This window comes from Nonlabens ponticola, from assembly GCF_003966335.1.
Classification (GTDB): Bacteria; Bacteroidota; Bacteroidia; order Flavobacteriales; family Flavobacteriaceae; genus Nonlabens; species Nonlabens ponticola.
Genome location: NZ_CP034549.1, coordinates 679,828 through 698,584, shown reverse-complemented (window position 1 = coordinate 698,584; position 18,757 = coordinate 679,828). Strand labels below are relative to the sequence as shown.

Here is an 18,757-nt window from a genome sequence, read left to right as displayed (position 1 = left end):
TAAAAAGTCTACAAATATAGAAAATTGCCACCTGAGTTGATCGTGCTATTTCTTTAGTTTCCAGTAAGCTTTGATAAATCGTTCCATGAGCACGTGCACAGGTTTCTTGAGCATTTCGTTCACGGTAACCGCATCATCTAATTCCTCGTCCACCTCAATAATCCAGAAGTAGGCATGAATCTTACGGTGACTCAATTTATGCAGGATAGGTTGTTGGTTGTATATGCTTTCGCGAAAGCGTAATCGCCCAAAAACATCTTTAAAAACATCATGTCCTGTAATTTCTTGAGGCAGCATTGCACCATTAGATTCAATAAACGGAAATTCATATAATCCAGCCCAGATACCAGTTTGCGGGCGTTGCACCAAGATCGTCCTACCACTAGGCGTGATGGCGACCAGATAATGATGATGCAGGTTGAGAACCTTGGTTTTTTTGATCTTTACAGGCAATTGATCTACCTGACCCGTTTGATAAGCCTTGCATGTATTAATTAAAGGGCAAACCTTGCAGTCTGGACTGGACGGCACGCACTGCAGTGCACCAAATTCCATTATCGCCTGATTGTGCTGTGCCGCATGTTTGGGATCCAGTACTTCATTAGCTAGCTTCTGGAATTTCTTTATGCCCATCGTCTCATTAATGGGATCATCAATACCATAATATCTTGAGAGCACGCGATATACGTTACCGTCAACAACAGCAACTGGTTCATCATAGGCAAAGCTCGCTATTGCCGCCGCCGTATAGCTACCTACTCCTTTCAAATCGAGTAATCCCTTGAAATTATCCGGGAAAATTCCTCGGCGATCAGCAATTTGTTGCGCTGCGGTGTGTAGGTTTCGCGCTCTAGAGTAGTATCCCAAACCTTGCCATAATTTGAGCACTTCTTCTTGACTAGCGGCAGCTAGATTCTGTACGGTAGGAAACGCCTCTATAAACCTCTCAAAGTATGGTAGCCCTTGATTGACGCGGGTTTGCTGTAAAATAATCTCACTAAGCCAGATAGGATATGGATCACGAGTATCACGCCACGGCAAGTCCCTTTTATGGATCTCGTACCATGATCGTATCGTGTCAGAAAAATTAAAGGTGGTGATTTTCAAGCAGGTGCGATTTATATCTTCTTAAAATTTAATCAATTAGGGATCGTGAATTTATGTTAATAACGTATCTTTGCGCCCTGTTTCAAATACCCTAACAACACAAAATTAAACAGTAAACAATGACTAAAGCAGATATCGTATCAAAGATTTCAGACAAACTGGGAATGGAGAAGACCGAAGTTCAGGCGGCTGTTGAATCTTTTATGGACGAAGTGAAAGGATCTCTAGAAACTGGAGAGAACGTTTACCTGCGCGGTTTTGGAAGCTTTATCGTTAAAACGAGAGCTGAAAAGACAGGACGCAACATTTCTAAGAATACAACAATTAAAATACCAGCACACAATATTCCAGCATTCAAACCAGCAAAGGTGTTTGTTGAAGGTGTGAAATCAAACGTAAAAGTAAAGTAAAATATAAGAGATATGCCAAGCGGTAAAAAAAGAAAAAGACATAAGGTAGCGACCCACAAACGTAAAAAGCGTCGTCGCGCTAATCGTCACAAGAAGAAAAAGTAGTCTAGGACTACTTTTTCTATTTTGTTCTTTGACATAGGGTTGCATATGACAACTCGTTTGAGTGGTAAGTCATTTTTATATGAACTTACCCGACTATATGTATAACAATCATACTTATTGAATCCAGTAGGTATGAGTAAATAATTGGAATCATGGATAAAGAAATTATTATCCGTTCCGGTGCTACAAAGATTGACTATGCCCTTACCAAAGGTGGTAGGCTGGTTGAATTACATAAAGATGAAGATGAAAATAAGTTTGCGGTAAGCGATATATTTATTTCTAAAACACGCAAGGTACTTTCAGGCCTCAACGCATCATTTGTTGATGTAGGATACGAGAAAGATGGTTTTTTACACTATCACGATCTAGGACCTAGATACCTCACACAACTTAAATTCACTAAGCAAGTTATAGGCGGTAGACGCAAAAACTTTGCTCTCAAGGACATCAAGGTCGAGAAAGAACTCGAGAAACACGGCTCTATAAGTGATGTCGTCGCGGCAAACCAACCCGTACTCGTGCAAGTGGTAAAAGAACCTATTTCTACCAAAGGACCTCGCTTAAGTGCAGAGCTGTCCATACCTGGAAGATATGTGGTACTCGTACCCTTTTCAGACCGTATCTCTATCTCACAAAAGATCGAGGATAGAGAAGAAAAGAGCAGACTTAAAAGACTTGTAAAAAGCATTAAACCTGAAGGATTTGGCGTCATCGTACGTACAGTCGCTCAAGGTAAACTAGTAGCAGAACTGGATCAGGATCTAACAAACCTCATGACACGATGGGAAAACATGTGCAGTAAATTGAACCGCGCAAAGTACCCAACCAAAGTCATGACCGAAGTAAGTCGTACCAACTCACTTATGAGAGATGTCTTTAACGACAGCTATACTTCTATCATCGTTGATGACGAGGAAGTAAGTAATGAGATCAAAGACTACTTAAAAACCATTGCTCCACACAAAGAGAATATTGTAAAGTATCATAATCCCAAGACTCCTATTTTTGAGAAATACGGCATTGAACGTCAGATAAAGACATCCTTTGGGCGTACGGTATCAATGAGTAAAGGAGCCTATCTTGTTATTGAACATACTGAGGCTATGCACGTCATTGACGTGAACTCTGGTAATCGTTCTAACAAGGCAGACAGCCAAGAGGGCACAGCACTTGAAACCAACATGATCGCTGCCTCAGAGATTGCACGTCAACTCAGGCTGCGAGATATGGGTGGTATTATCGTGGTAGATTTTATCGATATGCGCAAGGCAGAAAATCGCAAGAAGCTCTATGAGCACATGCGTGATGAAATGTCAGAAGATCGCGCCAAGCATAAAATACTGCCTCCATCAAAATTTGGATTGATTCAAATCACGCGCCAGCGCGTACGACAAGAAGTCAATATCAAGACAAGGGAAGAAAATCCTGATGGTGATGGTAGCGGTGAGATACAAGCACCTATTCTCGTGATTCAAAAAATTACTGAAGATCTAGAGAGACACCTTAAAGCAGGAAAGAAAAAGATAGCGCTGCACGCGCATCCTTTTGTAGCTGCTTTTATAACCAAAGGATATCCATCAGTTAGATCAAAGTGGTTTATGAAACACAAAAAGTGGATCAAAGTAGTGCCCAGAGATGCCTACACCTACCTAGAATATCATTTTACTGATATTAAAGGTGAACAACTATAAATCTCAACAACATCAAGCGCCTAGCGGCCAGATCGCTAGGCGCTTTTTTTATGGGTATTCTTCAAAAAGGAAGGTGGTACTTGCAAGTACATCTAAGTTTTAACCGCTAATTTAGTGCTGTGCAAAACTCTCAAAAATCATACACCGTAGAAACCGCAACCCGAGCGCTCGAGCGCTACTGCGCCTATCAGGAGCGATGTCATAAAGATGTCAATGACAAGCTTAAGAAGATGGGAATGATTGACGATGCTATTGATCAAATTATTCCACATTTACTGCAACATGATTTCCTCAACGAGACTAGATATGCACAGGCATTTGCACGTGGCAAATTCCGTATTAAGAAATGGGGTCGGCAACGTATTACCCGCGAACTCAAAGCGCGTGGTCTCAACAAGAAAACGATTGATAGAGGTCTCGCAGAAATCTCCGATGATGATTATAGGTTGACCTTTGATAAGCTTTCGCGAAAGCGTAACCAACAACTCACAGAAACCGACAAGTACAAACGCCGTAAGAAGCTCGCAGACTACCTGCTATACCGCGGCTGGGAATCTCATCTGGTTTATGCAAAAGCAAAGGAATTAGTGCCGTGATAGTTATGAGTTAGCACTTCAGAGTTATGAGGTTTTTGTGGTATGTGGAATAAATTTTCTTGGGAGATAAGTCGATATTCTTTGTTCGAGTTCAAGTTCCATTGTTGTCATAATCCTTCTCAAAGGAAAAAGGATTTTGCCTGTAGCCTCAAGTAATTACCTAGGCAATTTCGATATTCGAGTTCGAGTTCAAAAAATTCCCAATTTCTTATGCGTACGCTCGATCGCCTGCTCATTTTTATAATCGATCCAATCTTGACCTTTTAATCGTCTCATGAGATTATCATAATGACGCATGATCATGATATTGTAAAGCGCCTTACTCAAGTTTTTAATCTTTCTAGGATAAGAACGCAGACTTATAGAAAAACCTGGCGTCAAATAATGCATATAGTGCCAGTAACCTTCTGGCATGTAAAGCATCTCACCGTGGTTGAGTTCGCATACATGTCCTTGGGCTTGTTTTAGTGCTGGCCATTTCTCTAAGTCTGGATTGCTAAAGTCAATATCCTCACGCGTGATCAGTGCATTGGGAACTTTATACATAAACTTAGATTGATCTGGTGCTAGAATTATGCAGCGCTTTTTACCATGAAAGTGAAAGTGCAGGATGTTGGTGAAATCGATATCATAGTGCATGAACACTTTACTGTCTGTTCCACCAAAAAACATCATTGGCAAGCCTTTAATCAGCTTCATGCCCAGGTCGGGATATTTAAAGTCTGTTTGAAGAGAAGGCACCTCTTTCATGATATTATACAAAAAGATCCTAAAGTTGGTGGGTCCTTTCTTGAGCAGATCGATGTACTCACTCATCTTCATTTCTGCATGTGCTTGATTAAAGCCCTCATCATGTTTTACTGGTCGATCATCGTACAACGGTACTGTTTTATCTCCAGCAATACTGTTGATGTATTCTAGGTTCCACTTTTCATAAGCTGGCCAGTCAGACGTCAATTGCTCAATAACCACAGGCTTTTGCGGCTTGAGGTAGTTCTTGATAAACTCTTCTCGTGCAAGTGTCTTGAATCTAGGTATTTCTTTTAAGTTCAACTGGCTCATACCATTGTTTAATCGTTAAGTAGAAAAAAATCCTATCTTGAATCTACACTTTTGCCTTGGCAGCTTCCTTTGCCTGCTCATTGCGCTCGATCTTATGTTCAGGTCGTGTCCAGCGTGGCTTCTCGCCTTGATCCTTGTACTTGCTGTATTGCTCTTCAACCGTTTCTGGTTGTGCCTTCTTGACAAAAGGCTTCATAGGCTCCAGTCCTAACATCTTGAACATCTCCATGTCCTCATTTACATCTGGATTAGGTGTGGTAAGCAATTTGTCTCCTGCAAATATGGAGTTAGCACCAGCAAAAAAGCACATTGCCTGTCCTTCTCTACTCATACTCGTTCTACCAGCACTTAAACGTACCTGAGTCTGTGGCATTACAATTCTAGTAGTGGCCACCATGCGTATCATTTCCCAAATAGAAACTGGTTGCTGCTCCTCTAGTGGTGTGCCTTCTACAGCAACAAGCGCATTGATAGGTGTACTTTCAGGTTGAGGACTCAAACTAGCCAGCGCGACCAGCATGCCAGCGCGATCTTCTACATTCTCACCCATTCCTATAATTCCACCGCTACAGACAGTGACATTGGTTTTGCGCACGTTGTCAATCGTGTCTAATCGATCTTGATAACCTCTAGTCGAGATCACTTCTTTATAATATTCCTCGCTACTGTCAAGGTTATGATTGTAAGCGTACAGTCCAGCCTCGGCAAGTCTGTGCGCTTGATTTTCTGTGATCATTCCTAGCGTACAACACACTTCCATGTCCAGTTTGTTGATCGTGCGTACCATTTCTAGCACCTGATCAAACTCTGGTCCATCCTTAACATTACGCCATGCAGCACCCATACAAACTCTGGAACTACCGCTTGATTTTGCGCGCAACGCTTGTGCTTTTACCTGTTGCACACTCATCAAATCGTTCCCTTCAATATCTGTGTGATAACGCGCCGCCTGTGGGCAGTAACCGCAATCTTCTGGACAACCACCTGTCTTGATAGAAAGCAAGGTAGAAACCTGAACCTGATTAGGATTGTGATACTCACGATGCACGGTCGCGGCATCATACAACAACTCCATAATTGGCTTGTTGTAAATCTCTAGTATCTCTTCTTTAGTCCAGTCGTGTCTAGTTTGCATAAATGTTGGTATAGTTAGGTAAAAATAGAAAAGTGATGCGATTATCTAGCTATTGCCGTTGTTTAATGTTGGCTTTTTTCCAGCAAGATGCTCACGCAATTCCCACCGAAACCGCTTGCGTTTACCATAATCTGTTTAGGATCAGTATTCGTGTTTCTAGGATTAATCACTCGTTCTTCAAGATAAGGAATTGAATGAAAAACACCTCTATCTAGCATACTTGCAGCCATAACCAGGCTTACCGCGGCACTGGCACCTAACGAGTGACCTAGTTGCCATTTATTATTACATAATCTAGGATGATTATCGCCGTAAACAGCTCGTATCGCAGCAAGTTCAGAATTATCGCCCATGATAGTTCCGGGCGCGTGCGTGATTATAGTATCGACAGATTCTTTAGGCAACTCACCCATCGCGGCTTTCATTGATTGCCGGAATCCTATTCCTTCGGCACTACTTGAGGTTGCTGATTGTAACTTCTCAATAGAGGTACCATATCCTATAATTTTGATACCACCTTTGACAGGCTTTTTTGACAACAGTAAACACGCCGCTGCCTCGCCTAGAATCATCATGTTTTGATTCTTATTTTGATCCAAGGCACGGCAAGGAAACTCGGCAGATTGTTGGGAATAGATACGCAACGCCTGCATCTGTTTAATAGTGAAATCAGTAAGCGGCGCCTCTGCACCACCGGCGATAAAGCTGGTTGCCATTCCTGCGTTTAACCACGCGATAGCATTAAGCACTGCGTGTGAAGCGGTGGCGCACGTGATACTGTGGGAAAAAGCGGTTCCTATAGTTCCTAAATCCTGTGCAACCCAGCTACTTAAATTTCCTAATGTTGTTAGTGGTGAGGTTTGCGTTGGTGTTGTTCCGCTTTCGCGAAAGCTACTATACGCATCTTCCCAAATTCCCGTTGCACCACGACTGCTACCTATATTTACCGCCGTTTGTGCATCAGTAATCTGCAACTTTCTAGCGGCTAGAATAGCGAGCAACGTAGATCTGTCGAGATTGCGATACTTAGGATGTTTTTTGACAAGCACCTCAAGTTCTTGTTTAAATTGATCATCGATACGACCTACCAGAACATCATCTTGCTGTGCAAAATTGGTTTGATGAGAATCAAAACCAGTATCGCCCAATGGTGAAACCAGCGCCGTATCATGAATGTAAATAGGATTTTCTAGCAGCATAAGAGCCTGCAAAAATGAGGAAAATGGGTCTAAACTTACTTCAACAAATCAAAAACTTACCGCTGATCCAGAAACTCTATCATCACTTCATACACTTGCTGCAACTCTACCGCAGTGGTAGTAAATGGTGGTACGATGTATATAGTTCTTCCCAACGGTCTCAAGAAGATCTCCTTATTCCAAAACCATTGAAATATCGCATTGCGCTCATCGCCATAGCGCGATATTTCACCAACAAGATCAAAGGCGAGAATCACACCGCAGGTACGTACTGATTCAACTTGATCATGCTCCAACAGTCTTGACTTAAAAAGCTGGTGAGCCTTGACTATAGCTTTGAGTTGGTGCTGGATCTCATCGCTAGTCAATAAATCAATCGCAGCGGCTGCGACTGCGCATCCCAACGGATTCCCAGAATAGGTGTGACCATGAAAAAATCCACGACTGGTATCATCGTCTAGAAAAGCATCATAAATCTCTTGCGAGCAACTAGTAATTGCCATGGGCATAATGCCACCAGTCAATGCCTTGGATAAGCACATAATGTCTGGTTTGTTGAGCACGTGATCACTGGCAAAATAAGTTCCTGTTTTACCAAATCCGGTCATCACCTCATCGGCAATGGTAACCACTCCATATTCTTGACACAATCTCAACAATCTGCACAAAGCCTGCGGATCGTTTAACTGCATCGCGGCAGCGCCTTGTACCAGCGGTTCATAAATGAAACTGGAAACCTGATGCTCTTCAAAAATTCTTGCTGCTTCTTCCAGAACCTCTTCAATATTGTTAGAAGTTGGTGCTGGAATGCGCTCAACTTTAATAAGCAAATCCTCAAAAGGTCCATTATAAACCGACAATCCAGAGGCACTCATCGCACCAAACGTATCGCCGTGAAAACCATTTTCTAAGGCTAAAACAACATTGCGTTTCTCACCACGATTAAAATGATATTGAAACGCCATCTTGATCGCAATCTCAACACTGGTCGAGCCATTTTCAGAAAAGAACAATTTTGACTGATTATAAGGTAGAATATTAAGCAGCTTTTCTGACAGACGTGCCGCTGGTTCATGTGTCATTCCTGCAAAAACCACGTGATGTAATTGATCAACCTGTTCTTTAAGAGCATTTGTGAGCACAGGATTTACATGACCGTAACTACAAGTGTACCAGCTAGATATAGCATCAAGGTGTTTCTTGCCGTTATGATCGATCAGGTAATTACCTTCTGCTCGTGCAATAGGTAAAGGCGCTGCAGCGGTTTTATGTTGCGTTAATGGATGCCAGATATTTTGAGCATCAATCTTAAGTAGCTGCTCTTTAGTCATAAGGCCAGCAATTTTTCTTTGAATGTAGTAGCGTAATGGGCAATCAACTCTGGTGTAATCACATCGTGCTTTTCAATATGACCTATGGTCGGTACACCAGTCATTTGTTCAATAATTTCAATAGTACCATCCAGTTCTACATGATTGTATATGATGCCAGCACAAGTAATCCCTCTGGATTTTAAACACTCTACACTCATCAGCGTGTGATTGATACTACCCAAATAACCGGCACTTACTAGAATGACTTTATCGGTAGAGGCGATCAAATCAGCAATCGTGTTTTCATCATTTAATGGGACCAACAAACCGCCAGCGCCTTCAACGACTAGATGATTCTTGGTTTGTGGTCTCGAAATCATGGTTAAATCAATAGTTACTCCATCAATCTCCGCAGCTTTGTGTGGACTCATAGGCGTTTTCAATCGATAAGCCTCTTTATGAAAGGTTCCTGAATGATTGGGCAATAGTGCACTCATGGTTCCTTTATCGGTCTCATCAAGACCGCTTTGTATGGGTTTCCAGTAGTCTGCCTCAAGAGCCTTGGTAATGATGGCGGCTACCACCGTTTTCCCAACATCAGTTCCTATTCCTGTGATAAAATAGCTATTCATTCAAATCAAATTCATGCGCACAACTAGTGCATTTGTAATTCTTGTGATCGATAAAAGGAACAACACTGTAAAGGACTGCTTTCAAACGATCAGCAGTGTTGGTGGCTGTAGTCACGTCATGTTGTTCTCTCACGCTGCGTTTACTACAATTGGGACACTTAAGAAGTTCTGTTATTGTTTGCGAGAAATCTGGCGAGCCTTTCTCAATAAGTCCTAATGCGCGCAGGAAATCCTCTTTATAGACCTGCATCTTGACGCCGCCCATCGCGTTGCTCGCAAAAGGCTCTGCAGCGACCGTATATTCATTGCGCAGGAATACATCGATGCCTTCACTTTCTAGCTTTGCCTTGATGACTTGCGCCTCGGCTGGATAGACAAATATGGCCACCGTCTTGAACTTTTTCATAGTTCTTTGATAATGTTGGCCAGTTTTTGCAGCAACTCCTCGCATTGTTGCGGCGTGTTGAACGTGTGCAGACAAATACGCAATCGTTCATGCCCAGCAGGAACTGTAGGCGATAGAATAGGTCGCACATCAAATCCAGCTTCCGCCAATTGTTGTGAGGCTCGTCGGGTCCTCTCGTTACCTTTTATAATGCATAGTTGGATGGGTGTTACGCTTTCGCGAAAGCGTAATCTCAAACCATTTTGAACAATCATCTTATTGAACTGCGCGATCAAAGATTGCAATTGCTGCACCGACTTCTCATCCTGTTGAAGCTGGTCATATGCCGCCAAAATCGTATGTAACGCATGCTGCGGTAACGCGGTCGTATAAATAAAACTGCGAGCATAATTGACCAAGTATTGTGTGAGGTCAAAACCTCCTAAAACAGCCGCGCCGTGGCAACCCAATGACTTACTGAACGTCACTACACGAGCAAAAATATCCTGGTTTAAATCATAGGCCTGCGCGGCGCCTTGCCCTTTATTGCCTATCACACCTGTCGCATGAGCCTCATCCAAGATTATATGAGCGTTTCCTACCGTTTGTGCGAGCTCTACAAGCGCTACGAGGTTAGGCGTATCGCCGTCCATGGAAAAAACACTCTCTGTAATTATATAAACATTGCGATCATCACCATCGCTAAATTTCTCTAGCAAAATAGACAAATGACCCAAGTCATTGTGGCGAAATTTAAGAGCCCGGGCATAGCTCAAATTAATGGCATCCCTGATGCTGGCGTGTACCAGCTCATCGTATAAAATTAAATCACCACGCAGGGCAACGCTGCTAATCAAACCCAAATTTGCATCATATCCAGAATTGAACAGTAATGCAGATTCTGCCTCGTGAAAATGAGCCACTTTTTCTTCTACCTGCTGGTGTAAAATACTCTGGCCAGTGAGCAGTCGCGATCCTGTAGCACCATTAGAAATACAAGCAATGTCATATTTATGGCGAGCATAACCCAGGTAATCATTTGAAGCAAAATCGATAAGATTGCTAATGACCTTGAGCTCACGCATGCTACCAGCCTGATGACGGGTCGTTAATCGCGCGAGAAGTTTGTCTGGTAGCATGCACCAAAAATACAGGATAAAGGACGTAAAGCTAGTTGTAGTCCTGTTTTTAAAGAATTCTCAGTATTCAATTATTTTCATTAAACATATTGTAAGAAAAATCGAGGAAAAGACTATTTTTAAAAACTTTGAAGTTTATGGAAAATAACCTCACATCTTATCCAGAACCTACGGATATAACCACCTGCGAGAGCGAGCCTATTCACCTGATACCTAGGACGCAACATCATGGGTTTTTATTGGTTCTTGATAACAAACAAGAGGTCATTCAAGTATCTCAAAACATCCATGAATTTCTAGACATCAATCATGCTGATGCCTTGGGTAAAAGGTTAGAAGATTTATGTGATAAAGCTACTAGTGAACGATTCAACTCTTGGCTAATAAAGAAGAAGGATCATGTGCCGTTTATTTTTAAGTCTGGCGATCATCAATATACTGCCATACCTCATCAAGTCGATGCATTGACCCTTATAGATATTGAGCCTGAAACATTTGATTGGGATCCTATTGCCTTCCAGCAGGAAATGCTGGATGTTTTGCATAATTTGCATAAGACTGGAACCGCTCAAGAGCTCACACAATCCATCGCAGATCTTGTAAAAGATATGCTAGATTATGACAGGGTCATGGTTTACCGTTTTGACGATCAATGGAATGGTGAGATCGTTGCAGAGGCGCGTGAACCTGAACTTAAATCATGGCTGGGATTACATTATCCAGCAGGCGACATTCCTGCAAATGCTCGCAAATTGTTTCTTGAACAAGGCGTGCGTATTTTAAGTGATCTATCCAGATCTTACAGCGATATCTTACCATCTATCAATCCTGTTACTGGCGCATTGCTGCCTACAGGTAAATCACACTTGCGTGGTTCATCACCCATTCATGTTGAGTATTTGAATAATATGAAAGTGGATGCCACGCTCAATTGCGCCATCGTTCACAATGGTAAACTATGGGGCTTGATCGCCTGTCATCACTACTCGCCAAAGTTTATAGGTTACCATAAAAGAAAGTCCTGTCAACTTCTTGCTGAAATGGTAAGTAACCAAATCACGCTCAAAAACAGTGATGTTCACATTAAGAATATCAATAAAGCTGCTGCCGTACGCTCAAAACTCGTCAAGCAGATGAGTAAAAATTGGGACATTGTAGCTGGACTTACTAGTTTTCAAACAACAGGTAAAAGCCTTATACCTGCCCATGGGTTTGCTGTGTTCTACGATCAAGAATATGCAACGATAGGCACTTGTCCAGATCGCAAAGTAATGCAGCGATTGTCCAATGAGATACGTAAAAAGATAGGCAAAGAAGAACAGTATTTTGAAACAGACTGCTTGTCTGCAGTATTTCCATGGACAAGTAAGTACGGTAAAGACCTCTCTGGAATACTGTATTTTAAAATCTCAAATAAAAACGATGAAGCGCTCATCTGGTTCAAAAAAGAGAAGCTGTCACAAATAAATTGGGGCGGCGATCCATCTAAAACGGATCTTGACAACGAGTCTGAAAACAGGTTGTCACCTCGCAAATCATTTGAAAAGTACTCTCAAACGGTAAAATGTACCAGTGAACCATGGGAAGACCATGAGAAAGCCAGCGCACAAGCATTAGTGTCTGATGTAAAAAACATCATCGTCACTAGATATGGCGAGATCAAGATGCTAAACAAACGATTAGAAAGCTTGAATCAGGAATTGGAAAGCTTTAGTTATAGTGTTAGTCACGACTTGCGTGGGCCATTGCGCGGTATCGACGGTTTTGCACAAATACTTAAGGAAGACTATGACGATGTATTGGATGAATATGGTAAAGACTCTTTGAATACCATTATCAATAGCGCTAGTAAGATGAATAGCCTCATGGACGATATTCTAAGTTATAGCAGCATGAGTCAAACGACGCTTATCGATGACCATATCAAGCTGCCTCAACTATGTGAGCGTATCCTCAAAGAGAACAGATACCACGTCAAGTATCCAGATAGTAGGATTATCATAGACGATCAAATGCCAGATTTGTATGGCGATGCAAGTATGATTTATCAGTTATTTGCAAACCTCATAAGCAATGCTCTCAAATACTCTTCAAAAAAAGAGAATCCAGTCGTTGAAATAGGTTCAAAAAACGATGGTGAGAAAGAAATATATTTTGTCAAGGACAACGGCATTGGATTTGATCAAGAGTACGCAACAAAGATTTTTGGTGTTTTTAGTAGGCTGTTTAAGGATGAATATGAAGGAACTGGTGTAGGCCTTGCTATTGTGCAACGCGTGGTGATCAAACACGGCGGCGAGATCTGGGCACAAGGAACACCTAATGAGGGTTCCGTTTTTAAATTTTATTTAGGTCATGGAGGAATTAAATAAAGACCAGACCACTAAAAAAGTGGTCATTATTGAAGACCGCGAGGAAGATATTGCGTTAATGAAACGTGTCATAGCAAAAGATTTCCCTTATATAGAGATATTGAGCATAACTGATGCTGATGAGCTTTTACGTATGCTTGAAAATGGTGAATTATTACGTCACAGACCAGATCTGATGTTTATAGATATCAAGATGCCTAAGATTTCAGGTATTGAAGTGCTGGAGATCATGGAGAAGAAACAAGAATTTGATCGCGTGCCTAAAGTGATGTTGAGCTCTAGTACACACCCCAACGACCTCATAAGTGCCTACAAGCACAAAGCAAATAGTTATTTAGTGAAACCGTCAAGCTATAGTAATCTCAAGGATGTCCTTAAGGAGACCTTGCATTATTGGCTGCACCTTAATCTTAATTAGAATGATAGACAAGAAACTCAAGATTCTTATAGTTGAGGATAGCATTACAGATGCTGCGCTCATACAGCGACAGGTGCGCAAAACCATTAGCGATCCAGAAATTGTAATGTGTGATAGCATTCTCAAAGTAAGGCATGCGCTCAAGACCTTTATACCAGATTTTGTATTTACAGATTATGCTCTTGTAGGATTTACAGGTATGGACGTGATTGAGAACGTCAAGGACATTTATCCAGCAGTGCCCATCGTAATGATTACAGGTACGCTCAATGATGAAGAACTAGCCGCAAACGCAGTCCTTAAAGGAGCCTCTGCATATTTACTTAAAAACGATATCAACAACCTTCATGAAAAGCTGGAGCCGATATTAGAAAGACTTATAGTCGAAAAATCAAGACTTTTTGACAAGCTGGAGCGCGAGCGTCAAGAGCGAGAAAAACTAGAAGAAATCCACAGCTTGCTCAAAGAAGCAGCGATGGCAGATGATAAGCAAGAAACCACACAGGAGTATTATACAAAATTGCTCTCAAACATCGGCGATCGCTTAAAAACCATCATCAAATAGTGAGCATACTCAATAGATTGAGAGAAGAAACCAGACCAGCGCACATTGATCTGGAGCAAGTAAGTGGCGCCCATCGCATCATGGATCACTCAATTACTCTTTCTCAATATAAAAAGCTGTTACAGGCAAATTATCACGCTTACGCGAAAGCAGAATCTCATCTATCCTCATCACAAAACAACAGCATAGCTGCATGGATACTAGCAGACCTGCAAGCTATCGATCCTACATTTACTCCAAGATCTTACAAACCTCAAAGCGCAACTATAGAAAACCAATTGGGCATCAAATACGTGATCGAGGGTTCTTTACTGGGTGGCGCCATGATTGCCCAGCATATCAAGCAATGCGAGCACCTAGCTCATTTACCAGACCAGCAATTTTATGCAGCTGGCACACCGCAGCGCGCCATGCGCTGGCGACAATTTATGAAAGAAATGAAAGCTGTAGACTTCTCAAAAGAGCAGCAAGACAAAATTGTCAATCAGGCAAATGAGACTTTTAATTGGTTTGCTCAGGAGTTCAATAAAAGCAGATAATTATTGTTTTTCAATAAGTAGTTATTGTTTTTCAATGATTATGTAATATGTTTGTGTCAACATCTAAAATATGACTTTGACACCTCACACTGTATTTCCGATTGCAATTGCCTTATTAATCTGTGTGCAAATAGCTCGTGCCATTGGCGCGAAAAGATCGCTGAAAAATTCAAAAGGATCATTGATCAAAGCCAACTACCACAATCAATTACTGATTTTTGAAACGGCTTTTGGCATAGGGTCTGCCCTTCTAATTTATCAAGCAATTGGTACTGAGATAAGCCAATCTTCTTCTACAATCAATTATTTGGGTTTGTTTGGTGTGTTTGTTGGCTCATTAGGATATTTGATACGACTTTATCAAATGAAACAGCAGCAGAAATCAATGGTAAGAATACCTCAGAGCTATCTTGACTCAAGGATTGCCACGTCTGGTAGAATGTTGTTCCTTATTTGGATCTTACCTATGATACCTGTTGCAGGTATGGTACTAGATTATTATTACAATGTTGATTCAACGAGTATAATTGGTTATGATGTAACGGTAGTATCTGCGTTTAGCATAATAGTAGCTATCTTAATGTGGTGCATGATTTATTTATGTGCAGCATTTGCAGCACAAAATCTATACAATATGTGTCAACATATGATTGATGGAGATTTGTATGGTGTCAAGCCCATCATGCATTTAAAGATGGCAGGAAGATTCTTATTCGTGACGGCTATCTTGCTATTTATTTACTCCATCGTTGAGCATAGGCTTTTAGATAACACAGCAAACTTATTCATTTATAAACCGCTCTTTTACATTGCCTATTTCCTTGCTTTTGTATCCATAATTCTTAGCTATCTATCAAAAGTTTTGATTAAAGCATCGATACTTAAAAAAGAAAACGACCTAACCATCTAATTATGAAATTTCTCAATCTGTTTATTGGTCTGCTAAAATTTCTGAGGTTTTTACTCATTGCTGGATGTGGAGTCCTAGCTTTTTTATTCACTATGGACGCATTCTTTGATGCGTCATACATGACCATACCTTCTGAATCAATTATATACATCAAGGATCAATATTTTTCTGATACGCTTTGGAAAGGAATAATGACTGGTGGTTATTTTCTGACTTGTATTATGAGTTTGAAGGCATGCGACTCGTTAATCTACATCGCTCTTTCTTTTAAACACCACGAGTATTTCACGGAATCTAATGCCCATCATTTTAAACAAGCTAGTATTTATTATTTCTTAGCGTTCTTGGTAACGCCTATATTAAACGAATTAACTCATTTAATAGAATACATTTTGAGCTCTTCAGGTCAACTTAAAGTTGATCCACAGTTTAGTGCAATATCATTAATCAAGGCCTGCATATTTGGATTGTTTCTTTATGTCATGGGCGAAGTCATTCATAAAGCGGTCACAATAAGGAAAGAAAACGACCTAACTGTCTAATATGCCCATAAACATCAATCTTGACGTGGTACTAGCGCAAAAAGGCATGAAAAGCAATGAGCTCGCAGATATTGTAGGCATCACGACGGCTAACCTTTCCATACTGAAAACAGGTAAGGCTAAAGCAGTGCGTTTCTCGACGCTAGAGGCAATATGTGAAGCACTGGATTGTCAGCCTGGCGACATTCTAAAATACAGGAAAGAATAACCACCAAATCAAATGATTGTGAAACAAAAACGCCTCGATAAAATCGAAGCGTTGTTAGTTTAAATATGATTTGTAAACCTAGTCGGCTAGTACAATCGCTTTATTATCATTCATTTCTAGAACGCCACCAGTGATTAAGTAATCTGTTGTACCATCACCTTTAGTAAACTTAGTAGCTACTGCTGGATCTAATTGCACATTGCCATAAATCTTCACAGCACCCTTTACAAGCAAAGAGACGATAGGTGCGTGATGATCTAGCATCTGGAATTGCCCATCAACACCAGGAACCGATACTGATTCCACATCACCGCTATACAAAGTCTCTTCTGGAGTAACTATTTCTAAAAACATACTTTTTAGTTTTCAGTTTCAGTAATCAGTTTACAGTACTTACTGTAAACTGTTATTGTAAACTTATGTTATGCTTCTGATCTCATTTTGTCTGCTGCCTCGATCACCTCTTCGATAGTACCTTTCAAGTTGAAAGCACTTTCTGGAAGATCATCAAGCTCACCATCCATGATCATGTTAAATCCTTTGATTGTGTCTTTGATATCAACCAACACACCTTTAAGACCAGTAAACTGCTCTGCCACGTGGAAAGGTTGAGATAAGAAACGCTGTACCTTACGAGCGCGGTAAACGGCTTGCTTATCCTCTTCAGACAATTCTTCCATACCTAGGATGGCGATAATGTCTTGAAGCTCCTTGTATCGTTGTAGCAACTCTTTCACTCTCTGTGCACAATCATAGTGCTCTGCACCTAGAATATCTGCTGTAAGGATACGTGAAGTAGAATCAAGTGGATCTACCGCTGGATAGATACCTAGCTCAGCAATCTTACGAGACAGTACCGTTGTTGCATCCAGGTGGGCAAATGTAGTCGCTGGTGCTGGATCGGTAAGGTCATCTGCAGGTACATAAACGGCCTGTACCGATGTAATAGAACCTTTCTTTGTAGAAGTAATACGCTCTTGCATCGCACCCATTTCAGTTGCTAGTGTAGGCTGGTAACCTACCGCAGATGGCATACGACCTAGCAGTGCAGATACCTCTGATCCTGCTTGTGTAAATCTAAATATGTTATCGACGAAGAAAAGAACATCTTTTCCTTGTCCATCAGCACCACCATCACGAAAGTACTCTGCAATTGTCAATCCTGATAATGCCACACGAGCACGTGCTCCTGGCGGCTCATTCATTTGACCAAAGACAAACGTCGCCTTTGATTCCTTCATCACCTGCTTGTCCACTTTTTGTAAGTCCCATCCACCTTCTTCCATCGAGTGCATGAAGTCGTCACCGTACTTGATGATACCAGATTCTAGCATCTCACGCAACAAGTCATTTCCTTCACGAGTACGCTCACCTACACCTGCAAAAACAGATAGACCACCGTGACCCTTGGCAATGTTGTTAATCAATTCTTGAATCAATACCGTTTTACCTACACCAGCACCACCAAATAGTCCAATCTTACCACCTTTTGCATAAGGCTCGATCAAGTCGATTACCTTGATACCTGTAAAAAGAACCTCAGTAGATGTCGATAGATCCTCAAATGCAGGAGCTGATCTGTGTATGGACATACCATCATCACCAGTCTTAGGCAAGTCACCTAGACCATCAATCGCATCACCTATCACGTTAAAAAGACGACCATAAACATCATCACCTATAGGCATCTGTATAGGATTACCTGTGGCAACAACCGCAGTACCTCTACTCAAACCATCAGTCGAGTCCATCGAGATAGTTCTTACTGTATCCTCGCCTATGTGCGACTGCACCTCAAGAACTAGTTTTGAACCTTTTAGGTTGATTTCAAGTGAATCATAAATGTTAGGAAGAGCACCTTGAGTGCTATCAAACGATACGTCAACGACTGGTCCTATAACCTGTGCAACGCTACCTGTGATTTGAGACATTCTTTACTATTTTAAAGCTTTAAAACATACGACTTTAACAGCCGTTTTTCAGTGGCGCAAAGATACTGCATTCGATTTTATATCAATAATGGAATTTTCGATTTTTTTTGAGCTGCTTTCCGGAGTTTTTATGTGTGGAGTTGCTGGTTTACAATTCCGCTTTCGCGAAAGCAAAATCAACACAATCTACACTGCATATTATATATCATTTTTTTTACTGTCTAATTCATTGCAACAATCTTGTTAGCGTGAAGTTGTACTCTATATAGATATTGAAAATAAATAAATTTGAACCTATTAAATACTACTCTTTCGCTAAGTGCAACACTGCGCTAACTTATTATTGAATTAGAGCGAACGCCAAAATAACAATGGTCTGGATATATTGAAAGACGTCAGGCTTACTGCCAGGCCTAGAAAGAGTCAACTTTCGCGAAAGCGTAACCATAAAAAAAGCCCCATTGTATGAATGAGGCTTGATAGTATTTTATGAAC

The 18,757-nt window shown here is 41.1% G+C and carries 20 protein-coding genes; 10 read left to right on the top strand and 10 right to left on the bottom strand.

What is annotated here, in order from left to right:
• Window positions 1-45 precede the first annotated feature (45 nt).
• On the bottom strand, window positions 46-1,107 hold the full coding sequence (gene mutY / locus EJ995_RS03095; protein WP_241234680.1) for an A/G-specific adenine glycosylase: 1,062 nt from the start codon (window positions 1,105-1,107) through the stop codon (window positions 46-48).
• 119 nt (window positions 1,108-1,226) lie between these two features.
• Between mutY and EJ995_RS03090 the strand changes: the two genes are divergently transcribed.
• From EJ995_RS03090 to EJ995_RS03080, 3 genes are all read left to right on the top strand, one after another.
• Window positions 1,227-1,517 carry an HU family DNA-binding protein gene (locus EJ995_RS03090; RefSeq protein ID WP_041495415.1) on the top strand — a complete coding sequence of 97 codons (291 nt, stop codon included), beginning with the start codon at window positions 1,227-1,229 and terminating at the stop codon, window positions 1,515-1,517.
• 257 nt (window positions 1,518-1,774) lie between these two features.
• Window positions 1,775-3,316, top strand: a complete 1,542-nt coding sequence (locus EJ995_RS03085) for an Rne/Rng family ribonuclease (protein ID WP_126445510.1) — start codon at window positions 1,775-1,777, stop codon at window positions 3,314-3,316.
• Window positions 3,317-3,435: 119 nt separating this feature from the next.
• Entirely contained in the window at window positions 3,436-3,912 is a 477-nt protein-coding gene (locus EJ995_RS03080; RefSeq protein WP_126445508.1) for a regulatory protein RecX, read from the top strand.
• Between the two features lie 189 nt (window positions 3,913-4,101).
• On the opposite strand, the gene EJ995_RS03075 is transcribed toward EJ995_RS03080, so the two are convergent.
• The 7 genes from EJ995_RS03075 to EJ995_RS03045 form a co-directional block, all read right to left on the bottom strand.
• Complete coding sequence (locus EJ995_RS03075) at window positions 4,102-4,974, bottom strand: cupin-like domain-containing protein (RefSeq protein ID WP_126445506.1); 873 nt, start codon at window positions 4,972-4,974, stop codon at window positions 4,102-4,104.
• Between the two features lie 43 nt (window positions 4,975-5,017).
• Window positions 5,018-6,109, bottom strand: a complete 1,092-nt coding sequence (gene bioB, locus EJ995_RS03070; protein ID WP_126445504.1) for a biotin synthase BioB — start codon at window positions 6,107-6,109, stop codon at window positions 5,018-5,020.
• A gap of 62 nt (window positions 6,110-6,171) precedes the next feature.
• Window positions 6,172-7,308, bottom strand: a complete 1,137-nt coding sequence (locus EJ995_RS03065; RefSeq protein ID WP_126445502.1) for a beta-ketoacyl synthase N-terminal-like domain-containing protein — start codon at window positions 7,306-7,308, stop codon at window positions 6,172-6,174.
• A gap of 56 nt (window positions 7,309-7,364) precedes the next feature.
• Window positions 7,365-8,639 carry an adenosylmethionine--8-amino-7-oxononanoate transaminase gene (gene bioA / locus EJ995_RS03060; RefSeq protein WP_126445500.1) on the bottom strand — a complete coding sequence of 425 codons (1,275 nt, stop codon included), beginning with the start codon at window positions 8,637-8,639 and terminating at the stop codon, window positions 7,365-7,367.
• Window positions 8,636-9,253, bottom strand: a complete 618-nt coding sequence (bioD, locus tag EJ995_RS03055; RefSeq protein WP_126445498.1) for a dethiobiotin synthase — start codon at window positions 9,251-9,253, stop codon at window positions 8,636-8,638. The genes bioA and bioD overlap by 4 nt, the downstream gene beginning before the upstream one ends.
• Window positions 9,246-9,659, bottom strand: coding sequence for a putative signal transducing protein (locus tag EJ995_RS03050; RefSeq protein ID WP_126445496.1), 414 nt, complete (start codon window positions 9,657-9,659; stop codon window positions 9,246-9,248). Before EJ995_RS03050 ends, bioD begins: the two co-directional genes overlap by 8 nt.
• Window positions 9,656-10,777 (bottom strand): aminotransferase class I/II-fold pyridoxal phosphate-dependent enzyme, encoded by a 1,122-nt coding sequence (locus tag EJ995_RS03045; RefSeq protein ID WP_126445494.1) that lies wholly within the window; start codon window positions 10,775-10,777, stop codon window positions 9,656-9,658. Before EJ995_RS03045 ends, EJ995_RS03050 begins: the two co-directional genes overlap by 4 nt.
• Before the next feature lie 137 nt (window positions 10,778-10,914).
• Between EJ995_RS03045 and EJ995_RS03040 the strand changes: the two genes are divergently transcribed.
• The 7 genes from EJ995_RS03040 to EJ995_RS03010 all read left to right on the top strand — a co-directional run bounded on the left by EJ995_RS03040 (window position 10,915) and on the right by EJ995_RS03010 (window position 16,331).
• On the top strand, window positions 10,915-13,149 hold the full coding sequence (locus EJ995_RS03040) for an ATP-binding protein (protein WP_126445492.1): 2,235 nt from the start codon (window positions 10,915-10,917) through the stop codon (window positions 13,147-13,149).
• On the top strand, window positions 13,133-13,567 hold the full coding sequence (locus EJ995_RS03035) for a response regulator (RefSeq protein ID WP_126445490.1): 435 nt from the start codon (window positions 13,133-13,135) through the stop codon (window positions 13,565-13,567). The genes EJ995_RS03040 and EJ995_RS03035 overlap by 17 nt, the downstream gene beginning before the upstream one ends.
• A gap of 1 nt (window position 13,568) precedes the next feature.
• Window positions 13,569-14,132 (top strand): response regulator, encoded by a 564-nt coding sequence (locus EJ995_RS03030; RefSeq protein ID WP_164549865.1) that lies wholly within the window; start codon window positions 13,569-13,571, stop codon window positions 14,130-14,132.
• Window positions 14,132-14,671, top strand: coding sequence for a biliverdin-producing heme oxygenase (locus EJ995_RS03025; RefSeq protein WP_126445486.1), 540 nt, complete (start codon window positions 14,132-14,134; stop codon window positions 14,669-14,671). Before EJ995_RS03030 ends, EJ995_RS03025 begins: the two co-directional genes overlap by 1 nt.
• A 70-nt stretch (window positions 14,672-14,741) precedes the next feature.
• Window positions 14,742-15,581: a hypothetical protein gene (locus EJ995_RS03020; RefSeq protein ID WP_126445484.1), complete on the top strand. Its 840-nt coding sequence runs from the start codon at window positions 14,742-14,744 to the stop codon at window positions 15,579-15,581.
• Between the two features lie 2 nt (window positions 15,582-15,583).
• Window positions 15,584-16,123, top strand: coding sequence for a DUF2975 domain-containing protein (locus EJ995_RS03015; RefSeq protein ID WP_126445482.1), 540 nt, complete (start codon window positions 15,584-15,586; stop codon window positions 16,121-16,123).
• 1 nt (window position 16,124) lies between these two features.
• Window positions 16,125-16,331, top strand: coding sequence for a helix-turn-helix domain-containing protein (locus tag EJ995_RS03010; RefSeq protein ID WP_126445480.1), 207 nt, complete (start codon window positions 16,125-16,127; stop codon window positions 16,329-16,331).
• A 78-nt stretch (window positions 16,332-16,409) separates the two neighbouring features.
• On the opposite strand, the gene EJ995_RS03005 is transcribed toward EJ995_RS03010, so the two are convergent.
• Window positions 16,410-16,685, bottom strand: coding sequence for a F0F1 ATP synthase subunit epsilon (locus tag EJ995_RS03005; RefSeq protein WP_126445478.1), 276 nt, complete (start codon window positions 16,683-16,685; stop codon window positions 16,410-16,412).
• A 68-nt stretch (window positions 16,686-16,753) separates the two neighbouring features.
• Window positions 16,754-18,262 carry a F0F1 ATP synthase subunit beta gene (gene atpD / locus EJ995_RS03000; RefSeq protein ID WP_126445476.1) on the bottom strand — a complete coding sequence of 503 codons (1,509 nt, stop codon included), beginning with the start codon at window positions 18,260-18,262 and terminating at the stop codon, window positions 16,754-16,756.
• Between the last annotated feature and the right edge of the window lie 495 nt (window positions 18,263-18,757).

Coding starts and splice junctions, on each gene's coding strand:
- EJ995_RS03090 (WP_041495415.1), top strand. CDS start 1,227: ATGACTAAAGCAGATATCGTATCAAAGATTTCAGACAAACTGGGAATG.
- EJ995_RS03085 (WP_126445510.1), top strand. CDS start 1,775: ATGGATAAAGAAATTATTATCCGTTCCGGTGCTACAAAGATTGACTAT.
- EJ995_RS03075 (WP_126445506.1), bottom strand. CDS start 4,974: ATGAGCCAGTTGAACTTAAAAGAAATACCTAGATTCAAGACACTTGCA.
- bioB (WP_126445504.1), bottom strand. CDS start 6,109: ATGCAAACTAGACACGACTGGACTAAAGAAGAGATACTAGAGATTTAC.
- EJ995_RS03065 (WP_126445502.1), bottom strand. CDS start 7,308: ATGCTGCTAGAAAATCCTATTTACATTCATGATACGGCGCTGGTTTCA.
- bioA (WP_126445500.1), bottom strand. CDS start 8,639: ATGACTAAAGAGCAGCTACTTAAGATTGATGCTCAAAATATCTGGCAT.
- bioD (WP_126445498.1), bottom strand. CDS start 9,253: ATGAATAGCTATTTTATCACAGGAATAGGAACTGATGTTGGGAAAACG.
- EJ995_RS03050 (WP_126445496.1), bottom strand. CDS start 9,659: ATGAAAAAGTTCAAGACGGTGGCCATATTTGTCTATCCAGCCGAGGCG.
- EJ995_RS03045 (WP_126445494.1), bottom strand. CDS start 10,777: ATGCTACCAGACAAACTTCTCGCGCGATTAACGACCCGTCATCAGGCT.
- EJ995_RS03040 (WP_126445492.1), top strand. CDS start 10,915: ATGGAAAATAACCTCACATCTTATCCAGAACCTACGGATATAACCACC.
- EJ995_RS03035 (WP_126445490.1), top strand. CDS start 13,133: ATGGAGGAATTAAATAAAGACCAGACCACTAAAAAAGTGGTCATTATT.
- EJ995_RS03030 (WP_164549865.1), top strand. CDS start 13,569: ATGATAGACAAGAAACTCAAGATTCTTATAGTTGAGGATAGCATTACA.
- EJ995_RS03020 (WP_126445484.1), top strand. CDS start 14,742: ATGACTTTGACACCTCACACTGTATTTCCGATTGCAATTGCCTTATTA.
- EJ995_RS03015 (WP_126445482.1), top strand. CDS start 15,584: ATGAAATTTCTCAATCTGTTTATTGGTCTGCTAAAATTTCTGAGGTTT.
- EJ995_RS03010 (WP_126445480.1), top strand. CDS start 16,125: ATGCCCATAAACATCAATCTTGACGTGGTACTAGCGCAAAAAGGCATG.
- EJ995_RS03005 (WP_126445478.1), bottom strand. CDS start 16,685: ATGTTTTTAGAAATAGTTACTCCAGAAGAGACTTTGTATAGCGGTGAT.
- atpD (WP_126445476.1), bottom strand. CDS start 18,262: ATGTCTCAAATCACAGGTAGCGTTGCACAGGTTATAGGACCAGTCGTT.